The sequence below is a fragment of the Anatilimnocola aquadivae genome (genome assembly GCF_049819085.1).
Classification (GTDB): domain Bacteria; phylum Planctomycetota; class Planctomycetia; order Pirellulales; family Pirellulaceae; genus Anatilimnocola.
On sequence record NZ_CP187419.1, the window covers coordinates 6,677,706 to 6,693,088 of the forward strand.

Sequence of the window (15,383 nt, forward strand, 5' to 3'; positions counted from 1 at the left end):
CATTTCAGGCGTGATCGTCGCGGCTGTGCTTACGCTTCAACCTGCCGGCTTACCAGATCTCAATCGCCAGCTCTAAATCGGTCCCCGATTTCTCGGCGACGACTTTCTTCACATGATTGATCAAGTCGATCACTTCAGCCGCTTTGGCCTTGCGCCCGGCGATCACAAAGTTCGCGTTACGATCACACATTTCGACATCGCCACGTCGCTCACCCTTCAGGCCCGCTTCTTCGATCAAACTCGAAGCACTGCGGCCACCGGCATCTTTAAACACGCAAACGGTGTTTTGTTCGGTGAGCGGCTGGCCCGCCTTCTTCAAAATCCATTGCTGCTGCATCTGCTTCGTCAGCCAGGCTGGGTCGCCCGGTTCGAGCTCCAACTCAGCTTCGAGAATCACCAGGTCGTCGAGACTGCTGGCGCGATAGCCGAAGCGCAGGTCTTGTCGCTTGCGTACGAGGGTCTCGCCAGTGGACGTCAACACGGTGGCCGAGGCTACCGTCTGGCCGATATCACCGCCGTGGGTCCCGACATTCGTATGCAATGCGCCGCCGAGCGTACCGGGAATGCCCGCGAGCATTTCCAAACCGGCCAGACCTTCTCGCACCGCAGTCGAAATGACGTGGCCCAGTTTCGCGCCGCCGCCCGCGGTGATTTTCTTCCCGCTGTGGGCGATGTTCGAAAAGGCAGCAGCCGTCAGATGGACGACGATCCCTTTCACTCCTTCATCGCGGACGAGCAGGTTCGAGCCGCCGCCGAGAATTCGGAGCGGCATGCCCGCCTGATGAGCCCGCTTCACAAGCTGAATCAGCTCGGCCTGCGAAGTGGGCTCGGCGAAGTATTGCGCTGGACCGCCCACGCGCAGCCAGGTGTAAGGAGCCAAGGGCTCTTGTTCGCGGACGATGTGTTCGAGACCGGTCAACATACTCATACCCGGCAACTGCTCCGTTAGGGATGCTCGCCGCGACAGATTGCCTCGCTCTGTGGCTGGCCAGCGACCGGCATTCTAACTAAAACGGCCGGAGCCGTCAGGACCGAAGCCCGTTTGCCAGCAAGCCGCTGCCAGCAGCACTCGCGAGCCGTTTCGCCCGGGAAATCTTCATGCTAGCTTCACGGGCTGCTTGCTTGAGGCAGTCCGGCGGGCGAATTATAGTCTGTGTTCTGGCCTCCCCCTTCCTCGCTTGAGCCCACGCTCACCCCACCCCTCAGCACATCTCACTCTGCGAGCACTTTCGCCAATGCAATTTTTCCTCCGCTGGTTTTTGGCCTGCTGCGTAGTCGACATTTCCCTTGGCTCTTCATCGACGGCCATTGCTCAACCGCCGGCAATGCAAACCAAGCTGCTCGTCGTCGTCAGCGTCGATCAGTTCTGCCAGGACTACCTGATTCGCTTCCAGGACAATTTCCCCGCAGCTACCGGCGACAGCCTGTTTCAAAACGTCTTGCAAACCGGTGCTTACTTTCCCCATTGCCACCACTCGCACGCCTTCACCATTACGGCTCCGGGGCATGCCGTACAGCTGACGGGAACTTACCCGGGTACGCATGGTGTGATTGAAAACGACTGGTTCGACCGTGAAACCGGCAAGACGCGTTACTGCGTCTCGGATCCCACGGTGACCGTTGTCGGGCTCCCTGCCAGCACCAAGCCCATGTCTCCCCGCGTGCTGCTGGTTGATACCGTGGGCGATTGCTTGAAACTGGCGACGGGCGGCAAAGCGAAGGTTTTTGGCGTCGCCATCAAAGATCGCGCGTCGATCTTGATGACGGGGCACAAAGCCGACTGCGCTTTTTGGCTGGAGAAGAATCAGTGGGTAACTTCGACCTACTATCGCGACAGCCTGCCCGGCTACATGCGGAATCTGAACGATAGCAAAGCCATCGAGCAGTATCGCGGCAAGACCTGGGACCTGCTGCTGGCCCGTGACAAGTATCACAACAACGGCCCGGACGATAACCCGTTCGAGAACCCGCCCACCGGTTGGACCGCTGCCTTTCCACACAAAATGGCCAAGGCTGGCGAACTCACTCCCGATAAGTTCGGCGACCACGTGCTTTTCTCACCCTTCGGCAACGATTACACGCTGATGGCTGCGCGGCAGATCATCGAAAACGAAAAACTCGGCGCCGATGACGTCCCCGATTTGCTGGCGATTAACTTCTCGTCGAACGATTACGTCGGCCATGCCTTCGGCCCGCTGAGCTTCGAAGTCGAAGACATGACCTATCGCACCGACCGCCAGTTGGGCGAGTTTGTGCAGTACCTGGATGCCCAAGTAGGCAAAGGTCGCTGGACGCTGGCCCTCACGGCCGATCACGGCGTCGCTCCGATTCCGGAAATGGTTGCCGAACGCAAGCAAGAAGGCGAACAAGCGTTGCCCGCCAAGCGGAACCCGATTGGCGACTTGAAAGTCGTCAAAGAAAAGCTGGAAGGTTTTCTCAAGCAAGAACTCAAGATCACCACGGAAAAGACCAAGCTGATTCTCGACCTCGACTCGAACCAAGTCTATCTCAATTACGATCATCCGGAGTTGACCCTGCCGCAGCTGGTGAAGGCTCGCCAACTCGTCCGCGATTGGCTGCTGAAGCTGCCTTACGTCGCAGCCGTTGCCACCCGCGAAGAATTGATGGGGGGGGGCAGCGCTCGGTTGCTGCATCAGATGCGGCTCAGCTTTAACCCGGCTCGCAGCGGCGACGTGCTCTTTTGCTATACGCCCTATTCGATTCCCGGCTACTCGGCGAGCGCCAAGCCGAAGGGAACCACGCACGGCAGCCCATGGCATTACGACACGCACGTGCCGTTGTTGCTGATTGGCCAGGGCATCGTTCCCGGGCGACACGATCGCCGCATCAGCCCTGCGTTTTTGGCACCGACCGCCGCGCGCCTGCTCGGCGTCAATTCGCCCGGTGGCTGCAACGAAGATCCTCTGGCGGAAGCCCTCGTACCAGTCAAGAAGTTTTAAGCCGGACTAAATCACTTCCTTCAGCGGCTCGACGCCAGGATCGACCAGGTACTGGGGTCGGCCGCGCAGGTCGAACTCGCGTACAGCGCTCAGGTTCAAGCCCAGCTTGTGATAGAGCGTGGCCCACACTTCCTGGAACGACACCGGGCGTTCGATGGCGTGTTCGCCCAGGCGATTCGTGGCACCGATAACCTGACCGGTTCGCATACCGCCGCCAGCGATCAGCGCGCAACTAACTTGTGGCCAGTGATCGCGACCACCTTGCGGGTTGATCTTCGGTGTACGACCAAACTCGCCCCACACCACGACGGAGACATCGCGGTCGAGTCCTCGTTCGTGCAGATCGGTAATCAGCGCTGCCACCGCGCGATCGAGCAGCGGACCGTCCTGGCGAATCGCATCGAAGTTCTTGCCGTGGTGATCCCATCGGCTGAAGTTGAGCGAAACCATTCGCGCGCCAGCTTCGACCAGGCGGCGAGCAATCAGAAAGTTCTCGGTCAACTTGGGGGCGCCGTCGTCGCGGAACTTCTTATCGCCCATGCCGTACTTGGCGACGACTTCGGGTGATTCTTTCGAAATGTCGAGGGCATCGGCCAGCGTCGACGAAGTAAGAATTCCGACAGCCTGCGACGTGAAGGTATCCAGACCAGCCATCTTGCCGCTGGTGTCGAGATCGCGGCGGAGGTGATCGAGCGAAGCGAGCAGGTTATTGCGATCTTGCAGGCGATCGAGCGTGATCCCCTTCAGGACCATGTTGTCGGTCTTGCTGGTTTCTTCTCGTCCGCCCACGAGTTTGAACGGCGCATGTGCCAGGCCGAGGAAGCCGCCGTCGCCATCGTAGCCCCAAGGTCCGTGGTCGGTCTTGTAGCACATGCTCAGGTGCGGAGGGATCGCCTGGTTCACCGGCCCCTTGAGCTTACTGATCCAAGCACCCGCAGCGGGCCAACCGCCGGCAGCAGCCGGATTGAGCGGGCGGCCGGTCATGCACTGGTAGGCATCGTGTCCACCCGTCGCGCCAATCATCGAGCGAATGAAAACGCACTTATCCGCAATCGCGGCGATCTTGGGGAAGATCTCGCCGATTTCGATACCGGACACGTTGGTGCTGATCGGTTGAAACTCGCCGCGAATCTCGCTGGGGGCATCGGGCTTCAGGTCCCACATGTCTTGATGAGGCGGACCGCCGGGCAAAAAGACGTTGATGATCGCCTTGTGGCTGCGGCCCACACTTCCCTGCGCTTCGGCCGAGAGCAACTGCGGCAGCGTCAGGCCGCCGAGCATCATGCCGCCAATGGTGAGAAAATCGCGGCGGTTTTGGCGATCGCAAAAACCGGTGGTCTGCGAATGAGCGCGCGACGAACCGAAAATGGTAAGCATGGTTTTGGCTCCTCCAGGACATGCGGGGGTGGATGGCAGGGGCGACGGAGATTCGCGATCGTTGCGTACTCCGTCAGCACAGCCCACTGGTAAAGGGAGCCATGCAGGTTTTCCACAACAGAATCGTATCCGCGAGGGAGGGGTGGAGCAAGACAAAAGGGAAGGGAGAAGTGAGAACGCAGAATGCAGAACGACGGGAAGTAGTTCATCTGCTTCATTTTCATTCTGCATTCTGACTTCTACGTTCTTCGTTTCCCTTGACACGCCCGTGCCAGCCGAGCAGAAATAGAGGATACTTCTGCTACCGGTCCCTCCTGCATTTCAGCCCTCAAAGGTCTCCCGCCATGTCGCATCGTTTGGTTGGCATTCGTCTCTGCTGGCTTGCCTGCAGCATCTTGCTAGTGAGCTCGCCGGTATTGCGCGCGGAGAACTGGCCGCAGTGGCGCGGCGCGAAGATCGATGGCATCAGCCAGGAGAAGAATCTGCCGACGACGTTCGGTCCGACTGAGGGCGTGGCCTGGAAGGTCGATCTGCCTGGCGCTGCCGGCAGCACGCCGGCCGTGTGGGACGACCGCATCTATCTCACGAGCGTCGATGGCGACAAACTGGTGCTGCTCTGCATCAGCACCACTGGTAAAGAACTGTGGCGACAAACGATGGCCACGGGCAACAAGGACGTGCGCGGCGACGAAGGGAACAGTGCTTCTCCTTCGCCCTGCACCGACGGCCAGCACGTGTGGGCCTTCTTCGCGAACGGCACCCTGGGCTGCTACACCAAGGACGGCAAGGAAGTCTGGAAGATCGACGTTCAAGATCGCTACGGCAAGTTGAGCATCGCCTTCGGCATGACCAGCACGCCGGTACTCGATAGCGGCAAGCTCTTCCTGCAATTGATTCACGGCGAGGGAGATCCCAAGACGCGTGAAGCGGTCGTGGTCTGCCTCGATGGACTGACTGGCAAAGAACTGTGGAAGCACGACCGGGCCAGCGACGGCAAGGCGGAATGCGAACACTCGTATGCCTCGCCGATCCTGTATCGCGATGGCAAGCAGGCTTACCTGATTTCGCACGGTGCCGATTACGTGACGGCTCACAGCTTGGACGATGGTCACGAACTGTGGCGCTGCGGCGATCTCAATCCCAAGGGCAACTACAACAACACGCTGCGATTCGTCGCCTCGCCCGTCGCAGCCGAAGGGATTATCGTCGTACCCTCCGCGAAGAATGGTCCGGTCTATGCCCTCAAGCCTGATGGTAAGGGGGACGTTACCGACAACGACGCGGCCTATCTTTGGAAGCGCGACAAAGAAACTCCCGACGTCCCCTCGCCGCTGATTGTCGACGGCCTGGTCTACTTGTGCCGCGAGAACGGCAACCTGATTTGCATGGACGCCAAGACCGGTGAGGAATACTACAACCAGCGCACCACCGCCGACCGACATCGCGCTTCGCCCGTGTACGCCGATGGCAAGATCTACCTCTGTGCTCGCAAAGGAGTTGTCACCGTGGTGAAGGCTGGCAAGGATTTCGAAATTCTCGCCAAGAACGATATGGTCGACACCATCTCGTCGTCCCCCGCCATCTCGAACGGCAAGATCTACTTGCGAACCTTCAAGGCTCTGTATGCCGTGGGCAAGTAACTCGCGGTCGAAGCTCTTGGCCTGCGACGGAAACCGAATGACAGGCAGGATGCCTGTCCCACGGAACAAGCAAGGTGGCTCGTAATGCGGACGCAGATTGGTTTGATCGCGCTTGTCCTGCTGGTTGCGGCGGTGGGGCTCTACTTGATGGGGGCCATCGCGGCAAACATGGCGGGGACGGTTGGCGGACTGTTACGCGTCGGGCTGGTGATGGGCGCGCTGTGGCTCGCCCTACCTCAACTCACCTCGCTCTTCTCGCGCATGCCCAAATGGCTGCTAGTTGTCACGGGCATTGCCATCATCTTGGTGGCCATTCGCCCGGCGATCATCCTCTACGTATTCATCGGCCTCGTCCTGCTCTGGTTCTTCGGCCCGCGCCTGGCCACCAAAGCTGATCCCACGATCATCCCCCGCCGCCCCAAGCGGAAGGGCTGAGAAATAGCTGGCGACCAAGACCTGCGGCGTACGGCCACTCGCCCAAGCGTAGAAAAGCGTTGCCGACTCGCTCCGCAGAATTCTCGCGGAATTCTCGCCAGCTGAGGACCAGACTAGTCACGAGGCAAGCGTCTACTAAGAAGGGGACTGCTGCGCGCGGCGGTCGCTCGTTCTTTGACAGCCTGGTGGAAACGCACAGCGAAAATCACTCGCGGTGAATCGGGAAGCGAGTTGCGCTGTGGAGTTGCGCTGTAATCGAGGCTTGATCGCTGTAAGTTCCAGCGGGGGAAATCGGTGGGTATTCACAAACCGGTAGGGTTTGTGAACACGCAGGCGCGCCGCACCCGAGAGATACTGCAGGTCGCGTTCAAAGACCTCTCCGGTTTGTGAACACAGTTTTCCCCAGCGACGTAGCCGAAGTGAAGACTTACGTCGATTGGAAGGTAGGCCGGCAACAAGCGGTACTCCACGATGTTCCGGTAGAGAAGATAACGGCCGCAGCTAGTGCAAAAGCCAATAAACCCCCGCCGCGGGGGCGGGGGCGAGATGGGCGATGCGAGCGATGGCGCCTAGTTGCTGCTCGTTACCGGGCTACTCTCAGAATTCCCGTCGACCGAGAATTACGATAGTCACTAATGTTCATGTAGTTACATAGGAGATTGTCGTGTTTGTCGACGGCTCAGGGTTGTAACTGCGGAGCGAGTGGCGAGTAATTCGGAAATTTATACTGCGCACATATGTTTTTGTAAGTCGTTAAGTGCGCAATGTCGACTAGGTGGCCTTAGGGCAAATAGTCCGCCGCTTGTCAGGAGCAAAATCGCGAATCAGCCCCTGTTCAAAGGCGAACAACGGGGCCCAAAGCGGTTATCAACCGGTTATCAAGAAATCGGTCGCTTTTCAGTTATCAGCGCCCTAAGCCCAAGAATGCCAAGCGATTGTGGCGAGCAGTTATCGTGACAAAAGTCGCAAAAAAGTTATCACCCCACCCCCTGTTCAGACCGTTTTGCGAACAAAAACAAGAAGGGAGCCGAATCCACCTTTGCAAAAGATAACGCAAACGAGCGCCCTGGTCCCTGGTCTCAGCAACCTCAGCCAGCGAAATATTCGTCGCTGCAGCCGATCTGGCGGACCGCTTCGTACATGGCGATGCCAGCGGTGACGGAGAGATTGAGACTGCGGACCTGCGGACGCATCGGAATGCGGACCAGGTTGCTGGGAAATTGCGCCATGATTTCCGGCGGCAGGCCTCGGGTCTCGCAGCCAAAGATCAGGACATCGCCCGGTTGATACCGAGGCTGGAGATAACTTTGGGTCGCCGTTTTGGTGAAGAGCCAGACTCGCCCGGTGCTCAGCGGTTGGTGCAGTTCGGTGGCCAGGGTTTGCCAATCGGGGACGACGCGCAGGTCGAGCAGCGACCAGTAATCGAGCCCCGCCCGGCGAACGGCTTTTTCGCTGATGTCGAACCCTAGAGGCTCGACCAACCACAGGCGACAGCCTGTGGCGACGCAGCTGCGGCCAATGTTGCCGGTATTGGGAGGAATTTCTGGTTGATACAGAACGATGTTCAGGAGCGGAGTGGTCACAAAGAAACCGGTGCAACGAGAGTAACGCTGGTGGATTTGGCAAGGCTGGCGGCGAGCCGATTCGCCCCGGCATTGTACCGCGCCGATTCCGGGCTCAATGGCTCTTGTGAATGTGTCGCCCGTGGTGTTTATTGCGGGTAGGAACTAGCGAACCTTCACTCTCCCTTTTGATCGATACGATGACGAACACCAAAGTTGCCCCCTATCCGGCCGCGCTCGATTTTGCCGAGAAGCAGGTCGCCACGCTGGCCCATCAGCACCCCGACTTCTTTCCGATCTATACGGTCGGCGGCAAGTGGCATCACGGGGGCGAACTTTGGACCGATTGGACCGGTGGTTTTCTCGCGGGCATGATGTGGCAATTCCATCTCCGCGAACGAAGCGAAAAAGGTACCCGCCAGCTGAGCGATGACGCGCTGAAATCGACGGGCTGGCGCAAGCGAGCCGAGCACTACTCAAAACTACTCGAGCATCGGCAGCACGACCGCGATGTCCACGACCTGGGCTTTATCTTTCTCAGCACGTACTTGCCCTGGTACGAAATCACCGGCGAGAAACATCTGCACGAGGTGCTGATTCAGGCGGGGCGTACGCTGGCAATGCGGTTCATGGAGCGCGGGCAGTATCTGCGGTCGTTCGTGGCTCCCGAGTCGCTGTTCATCGACATCATGATGAACGTGCCGATCATCTTCTACACGGCGATTGAAACGGGCGATCGCGAATTGGCTCGCATTGCCACGGCTCATTGCCGCACGACCGAGGCCACGATTGTTCGCCAGGATGGCTCGACGGCTCACGAAGGGCTGTTTGATTTGGCCACCGGCAAGTTCCTCAAGGAGACGACGCATCAAGGCCTGCGCGATGATAGTGCGTGGGCGCGGGGTCTGGCCTGGTCGCTGTATGGTTACAGCAAGTGCTATGCATTGACCGGCAACACCGAGTTTTTGGAAATCGCTGAGAAGAACGCCGACTACTGGATTTCGCACCTGCCCGAAGATCACATTCCGCTGTGGGATTTCAATGCGAACCCGAACGATCCGCCACCTTATGGCAATCAAAAGGAATCGAGCGCCGCGGCCATCGCTGCCAGCGGGTTGCTCGACCTGGCACGTTTGACCAAGGACGATGCCCGCGCTTGGAAGTATGAAGCGGTCGCGCTCGGCACGCTCGACGCGCTTTGCAAGCCCGAGTATCTCGCCCGCGAAACTCCGGGCTGGGAAGGGATTCTCAAGCACGGCGTGTATCACACCGCCAAGAATCTGGGCGTCGATGAATCGGTGATGTGGGGCGAGTACTTCTTTGTGGAAGCGCTCACCAAAGTCGCTTGCAGCCAGTTCAACCGCGTCTCTGCCGACACGCTCGAGCGCAACAAAGAGCGGTACGATGCATTTGGGCTGGGAGAGAAGTGATCTCGCTGTTGCAGCATAGCTCGCACCACCGAGGCATACTCGGGTGGCGTCGAAATTCGGAAGTTACTTGAATCAGTTTCGTGCTTGCTCCTGAAATGAACATCCCTCATGGTCTTTCCCATCTCCGACGACAATCGCGACCGCACAATGTTCCCCTATGTGAACATTGTCTTGATCGCGATCAACATTTTTGTGTTTGTCGTGCTGCAAGGGATGGGGGCCAATGAAAAGTTCACGATGGCCTTTTCGACGGTGCCAAAAGAGATCATCACCGGCAAGGATGAGTCGGGCGATGTTGTCGCCAAGGTGCAGACGGTAACGGGCCAAACGGAGGTCGTGAAAATCGGCAAGCTCGAGCCGCTCCCGTTCGGAATGTCGGTCTATATCACGCTGCTGACCTCGATGTTCATGCATGGCAGTCTGATGCACATCGGCGGCAATATGTGGTTCTTGTGGATCTTTGGAGATAACATCGAAAACGACCTGGGGCGAGTTCGCTACCTGGCGTTTTATCTGCTGACGGGCGTGCTGGCTTCGCTGACGCATGTCTTTGTAAGTGCCTCGGGCGATGCGGCCTATATTCCCAGCCTGGGAGCGTCGGGGGCCATTTCGGGGGTGATGGGAGGCTACCTAGTGCTGCATCCCCGGCGGCAAGTGACGGTGCTGCTGTTTCGCTTCGTCACGCAAGTGCCGGGCTTTGTGGCAGTCGGCTTGTGGTTCGTCTTTCAAATTGTGAGCAGCCTGCAAGCGCTGGGTGGCAGCGGTGATGGCGTTGCCTATGGGGCGCACATCGGCGGTGTCATTGCCGGCGCGGCACTGGTGAAGGTATTTACGCTGGGACTGCCGCAGAACCGGCCACTTACCGAGACTCGCGGACCTGCCAGCTATGGCCGGCCGCGCGAGACCGATCGCTACTACGGCTAGCAACCGCGGGGTTGTTACAAACAAGTGATCGGGCAAGTGATTGTGAAAAGCGCACGGGGTCCCTACGATGCGCGGTGAATGGATTGTCTGCTTCACCTGCGCGACTTCGCTCGCAAAAAAGGGATTCGGAAAATGAACGCAACTCGCCTGTGGTCGATTGTGCTGCTGATTGGCACTGTGTTACCTGCTGTGAGTCAAGGAGCCGATCCGGCCGCGGAGTGGCCGCAGTTTCTCGGTCCGCAGCGGAATGGCATTTCGCAGGAGACGGGCCTGCTGGAGAAGTGGCCCAGCGGTGCTCCCAAAGTCGTTTGGCGGCAAGCCGGTGGCGTGGGAATGTCGGGCCTGGCAATCAGTCGGGGCCGCGTGCTCACGATTATCGAACGGGCTGGCAAGCAGCAATTGATTGCCCTCTCGGCCGACAAAGGAACCGAGCTATGGGCAGCGGAACTGGCCCCGGCCTTTCGCAATGCGATGGGCAACGGCACGCGAGCCACACCAACGATCGACGGTGACCTGGTGTTTGCCTTTACCGGCGAAGGCCTGCTGGTTGCTGTTGATTTTGCCAGCGGCAAACCAGTGTGGACCAAGAACACCCTGAGCCTGCTGAAGTCAGAACAGGCCGAGTACGGCATGGCCTGCTCGCCGCTGATTGTGGGCGACAACGTCGTGGTGACCGCAGGCTCGGCGAATCAAACGGTGGCGGCCTTCAACAAAAAGACCGGTGAGCTCGCGTGGTCGGCTGGCAAGGATCCGATTGGCTATTCTTCGCCCGCGCTCTTGGATGTGGCCGGCAAGAATCAGCTGGTGGTCTTCACCGGAGCCTCGGTGCTGGGGCTGAATCCCGCGACCGGCAAAGAAGCCTGGCGGTATCCCTACGAGACCGAGTATGCCTGCAATATCGCCACGCCCGTCAGCTACAAAGGCCAGGTGTTTGTTTCGGCCGGTGAGAATCACGGCAGCGTGCTGCTGTCGCTAAAGCCCACCACTGCGGGCTTTGAGCCCAGCGAAGTCTGGTCGTCGCTCGGACCGAAAAGCGTGCTGCGTACCGAATGGCAGACGGCGATTTTGCTCGGCGATTACCTGTATGGCTTCGACAACGTCGGCGGGGCAGGTCCGATCTCGCACTTAACCTGCGTCCACGCCGCGACCGGCGAAGTCGCCTGGCAAAAGCCCCGCTTTGGCAAAGGAAACATGATCGCAGCCGACGGCAAACTCTTTATTTCGACCATGCTGGGCGAGCTTGTCGTCGCCCGCGCCTCGCCGAAGGCCTATGAAGAAATTGGCCGGATGGAAGTCCTCGGCAGCACGCGACAAGCCCCATCGCTGGCCGGCGGCTTGCTGTACTTGCGCGACGATAAAGAGATCGTCTGCCTGGATGTGCGGAAGTAAGGTCCTCGTGCGGTTTACTTGCCAGTGGGCAGTTCAATCGTGAGCTGATTGTCTTTTGCTTCGATCACAACTTTTTGCGGCAGCGAGATCGGATCTTGGTGAGCGATGGTTTGATCGACAACGGGCGGCATATAGACGACGGTGTATTCGCCAATGGGCGCACCGTCGCGGCGCTCGCCCTGGGTATCGGTGGTGCGAACGGTGGTGAGTTTGAAGGTGCCGTCGGTCTCGACCAGGCTGTTGATGATGAACTCCTGCTTATCTGGAATTGGATTGAAGCGGACCATGCCGCCGCCGGCGGGCATGCCACCGCGAGTCAGCTTGCCGGTGACGGGATGAAGAGCATCGAAGGCTGGTTGTTCGACGCCGTTGCCGCAACCGAGGGTCCACGAACTGAGGAATGCAACAGCCGCGACCAGCAAGAATCGTCTGCACATGGTTCGAACTTGTGACCTTTTCAAGGTGATGGTTGCCAATCGGCGTGGTTACCAGTCGGAGCCGAGCGTTTCGCCATCGCGAGGATCCACAGCTCGCTGCCAGGTGAGATCGGTCATGCTGCCCGACAGGCCGCGAACGCTGCCGTCGCCACAGGCCACCATGATGATCGTCGGGTGAATGCCTTGCGGCGTCTGCGAGTTGCAGTTGTTGAAATAGTGCGGCGTGATTTGAAACTTGGGCGAGGCTGGGTACGTCGTGACGCTGGTGCCTCCCTTGCTCGTCCCCAAGTTGAACGCGGGGCGCCAAGTGCTGTTAGCATCGGACCAGAGCGTGCCGTCGGCCACAGTCACGCTGCCGGTGTTACCGCAGGTGCCGTACATTTCGGCCAGGAAGATCGTGTTGGAAAGGCCGTCCGAGACCACGCGTCCCATATCGCGTTTGTCCATCGAGAAGGTTTTGCCATTCGCAGGATCGCCAAACACGTAATTGTTGACGCCGTAGTTTGTGATTCCCCAGCTTGAGGCACCGCCATAGGGTGTGAGGCACTTGCCTCCCTTGTTGGTGTTGTCCGATGGGCAAACGAGCCCCTTGATGACCGTGGGATATTGGCCGCCACCGTAGCCGGTAATCGAGAACTTGCTCGAGAGGGCGGTCTGCTCCATGTAGGGAAATATGAAGTGGAAGGCCGTGTAGTTGTGCTTGCCAAAGGGGCTGGTGTCGGGCGTGAAGCAACCGGCCACCGCCGGGTCTGCACAGGGCGAGCAAGTTGGCGGAAGCGAGCCGATGGAATCGTTGTGATTATGAATCGCCAGGGCCAGTTGCTTGATCTGGTTCGAGCATTGGGTGCGGCGAGCGGCCTCGCGGGCACTTTGCACCGCTGGCAGCAAGAGCGCTACCAGCACGCCAATAATGGCAATGACGACCAGCAACTCGACCAGCGTAAAACCCGCTGGGAACTGGCGAGAAACATTCGAAGCGGAACCGAATCGCAGACGCTTCATATCATCCTCCAAGCAACCGCCAACAATCGACGTGCAACAGGAGAGGTGTGGTAAGGATAGTCAACCGACGCGGTTGTTGCCAAGGGCTGAAATTTACTTCCCAGGAAAATCTCGTGAAGCTTCAGCGCTAACGCGCCAAATCACGGCGTGGCGACCTGGCGTCTTCGCGCCACGAACTGTTAGCCTTTTGGAACATCGCCTTTCTTAGCGCTCGTGCGCTTTCGTTTGCAAACGATTCCGGCAGTTCCTGAAACATCGTGAAAGATCACTCAGCGATCGCTCCTCCAGATGTTCAGCTTTCTGAACATTCTGTTCAGGTCGTAAGCGCCGAGCGCTAAGCAGGCTTTACATCGGCTGAACAGATTGCTCCGCAACTTGAACAGAGGCGAGCGCTGTTATCTCTTTACAGCGTTTCATTTTAGGAGCACTTTGCCAAGAATTCTTCGCATCTGTTTTGCAATTGGTACGGGTTCTGCCAATGATAGTGAACAGGCCGGTTACACCGGTTAACACGAAAAAGCAGGTTTCCTCGAAGAGTCGCAACTTACCGCCTGGAACGTCTCCAGCCCGGCAAGCGAGCGGCGAGCAGCATGAGCGAAGGAGTTCGGCCGTGAAGAATTTGTTGTGGAAGATGTGGCACGAGACGGACGGCGTGCTTTCGTTTGAATGGACGCTTCTCACGTCGCTCTTGACGGTTGGCGTGATCTCGGGCGTAACCGCGGTTCGCGATAGCACCGTCGACGAGTTCGGCGACGTTTCGCAGGCCATGCTGAGCCTCGACCAGTCGTACTTCATCGATGCTCCGCTCGTCACGGGCGTGCATGATGGCTACTACTTCAATCGCTACCCAACTACCGCCAGCAGCTCGCAGTTTGTCGACGCTGCCGCCTTCGGCGACTGCGCTCGCGGTGGTGTGAAGGTGCAAGAGTTCAACTGGAAGGCTGGCGGCCCTGGCATCACCGGCCCTGCGGGTCCTGCCGAAGTGACCCCAGCCCCTCAGTAAAGAAACTGGACCGGCTTAGTCAACAAACCAAGCCCCCGAAAAAATCAGGCCGCGAAATCGAAACAATCGTTAACTTCCGACAACATTCGGTTAACAACGAAGAGTGGCCAAAAAATGATGTATAGTTCCCTGAAGTTTCAGTAAAGTTCGCAGTGATCAAAAGCTTCGAAACACTGAACCAAAGCTGACTCCTTGAAGATTCGTGATCTGGACGCTGCATTGTCAAGCTACGGTGGGAGTGCCCCCCGCCCGGTTTGAACCCAACTCACCTTATCTCTGTACCAGGAAGTAAGGCTCGACGCGGCGACAGGTTCACGGAAAGCACGCTCCGCTGTTGATGACCTCAACAGCGGAGTTTTTTCGTTCTTGGCTGGCGTGATCACGCCTCGAAACACACGAAGTTTGTGTCTCGTCTTTTCAGCTGATTTTGCCACCGTTTGGCGGCAACTTCGCTGCTCTCGTTTCGAAACAGATGTTGCGTTTCGTAAACATAGTGCGCCAACTCTCGTACCTGTGATGTTTCGTTGCCACAACGCACTCGGCACTCACTTCGCTCGGCAAATTTCAGCCTAGCTTTCTCTAAGCTCAATCCAGGCAACATCTAATTGGCAGTCAAGGAAAAAAAGAGAACGATGGATTTTCTCCCGGCATGAGGAGTGCAACAGCGCTCGTTACGAGAAAGTCGGCGCCTGGGCACAACTTGCGTCGACGGGACCGTTCGTATTCGAACAGTTCCACACGTGTTTTCCGTGTTCCTGGTACAAGGAGTTTGGGATGAAGAAAGTTTTGGCTCGTGTTTGGAAGGAAGAGGACGGCGTCCTGTCGTTCGAGTGGATTTTGTTGGTGACTCTGTTGACGTTCGGTATCGTTGGCGGCATTGCAGCTGCTCGCGACGCCATCATCGACGAGTTTGGCGATGTGGCACAAGCCATGCTTTCGCTGGATCAATCGTATTCGATTGACTTCCCGCTGCTGGTCGAAGTCCACGCCCCGTCGACGAGCGGTGGAAGCGATTCCTTGTTCATCGACGCAGCATTGTTCACCGATTGCGCTCGCGCTGTGCAACCGATTGGCCAAGATCCGGCCTTCGGTCTCGACGCTCCGTCGTAATGGATTGCTTGATCGATTGCGAACTTGCCCGACCACTAGGGGCGGGCGAGTTCCTGTCGGCAGTTCGCAGCATGGCAGCTGTTGAAAGATTGTTCCAGATTGTCTCCACGGTAA

At 58.3% G+C, this 15,383-nt stretch carries 13 protein-coding genes; 8 read left to right on the forward strand and 5 right to left on the reverse strand.

Going from position 1 to position 15,383, the window contains the following annotated elements; genetic code table 11:
• Positions 1-49 precede the first annotated feature (49 nt).
• Entirely contained in the window at positions 50-928 is an 879-nt protein-coding gene (gene murB, locus NA78x_RS26360) for a UDP-N-acetylmuramate dehydrogenase (protein WP_425615357.1), read from the reverse strand.
• Positions 929-1,235: 307 nt separating this feature from the next.
• Between murB and NA78x_RS26365 the strand changes: the two genes are divergently transcribed.
• Complete coding sequence (locus NA78x_RS26365; protein WP_425615358.1) at positions 1,236-2,960, forward strand: alkaline phosphatase family protein; 1,725 nt, start codon at positions 1,236-1,238, stop codon at positions 2,958-2,960.
• Between the two features lie 6 nt (positions 2,961-2,966).
• On the opposite strand, the gene NA78x_RS26370 is transcribed toward NA78x_RS26365, so the two are convergent.
• On the reverse strand, positions 2,967-4,337 hold the full coding sequence (locus NA78x_RS26370; RefSeq protein ID WP_425615359.1) for a DUF1501 domain-containing protein: 1,371 nt from the start codon (positions 4,335-4,337) through the stop codon (positions 2,967-2,969).
• A 344-nt stretch (positions 4,338-4,681) separates the two neighbouring features.
• On the opposite strand from NA78x_RS26370, the gene NA78x_RS26375 reads away from it, so the two are divergent.
• Positions 4,682-5,977, forward strand: a complete 1,296-nt coding sequence (locus NA78x_RS26375; protein ID WP_425615360.1) for a PQQ-binding-like beta-propeller repeat protein — start codon at positions 4,682-4,684, stop codon at positions 5,975-5,977.
• A gap of 84 nt (positions 5,978-6,061) precedes the next feature.
• A complete protein-coding gene (locus NA78x_RS26380; protein ID WP_425615361.1) occupies positions 6,062-6,412 on the forward strand; it encodes a hypothetical protein in 351 nt (116 codons plus the stop codon).
• Positions 6,413-7,500: 1,088 nt separating this feature from the next.
• Here NA78x_RS26380 and NA78x_RS26385 read toward each other — a convergent pair.
• Positions 7,501-7,995, reverse strand: coding sequence for a tRNA (cytidine(34)-2'-O)-methyltransferase (locus tag NA78x_RS26385; RefSeq protein ID WP_425615362.1), 495 nt, complete (start codon positions 7,993-7,995; stop codon positions 7,501-7,503).
• Positions 7,996-8,174: 179 nt separating this feature from the next.
• Here NA78x_RS26385 and NA78x_RS26390 point away from each other — a divergent pair, with 179 nt between their 5' ends.
• From NA78x_RS26390 to NA78x_RS26400, 3 genes are all read left to right on the forward strand, one after another.
• Positions 8,175-9,404, forward strand: coding sequence for a glycoside hydrolase family 88 protein (locus tag NA78x_RS26390; RefSeq protein ID WP_425615363.1), 1,230 nt, complete (start codon positions 8,175-8,177; stop codon positions 9,402-9,404).
• A 108-nt stretch (positions 9,405-9,512) separates the two neighbouring features.
• On the forward strand, positions 9,513-10,328 hold the full coding sequence (locus NA78x_RS26395; protein ID WP_425615364.1) for a rhomboid family intramembrane serine protease: 816 nt from the start codon (positions 9,513-9,515) through the stop codon (positions 10,326-10,328).
• 132 nt (positions 10,329-10,460) lie between these two features.
• Entirely contained in the window at positions 10,461-11,717 is a 1,257-nt protein-coding gene (locus NA78x_RS26400; protein WP_425615365.1) for a PQQ-binding-like beta-propeller repeat protein, read from the forward strand.
• Between the two features lie 14 nt (positions 11,718-11,731).
• Here the strand turns inward: NA78x_RS26400 and NA78x_RS26405 are convergent, their stop codons facing one another.
• A complete protein-coding gene (locus NA78x_RS26405) occupies positions 11,732-12,154 on the reverse strand; it encodes a hypothetical protein (RefSeq protein WP_425615366.1) in 423 nt (140 codons plus the stop codon).
• A gap of 48 nt (positions 12,155-12,202) precedes the next feature.
• Complete coding sequence (locus NA78x_RS26410) at positions 12,203-13,156, reverse strand: DUF1559 domain-containing protein (protein WP_425615367.1); 954 nt, start codon at positions 13,154-13,156, stop codon at positions 12,203-12,205.
• A 610-nt stretch (positions 13,157-13,766) separates the two neighbouring features.
• On the opposite strand from NA78x_RS26410, the gene NA78x_RS26415 reads away from it, so the two are divergent.
• Entirely contained in the window at positions 13,767-14,159 is a 393-nt protein-coding gene (locus tag NA78x_RS26415; protein ID WP_425615368.1) for a Flp family type IVb pilin, read from the forward strand.
• Between the two features lie 774 nt (positions 14,160-14,933).
• On the forward strand, positions 14,934-15,269 hold the full coding sequence (locus NA78x_RS26420; RefSeq protein WP_425615369.1) for a Flp family type IVb pilin: 336 nt from the start codon (positions 14,934-14,936) through the stop codon (positions 15,267-15,269).
• Positions 15,270-15,383 lie beyond the last annotated feature (114 nt).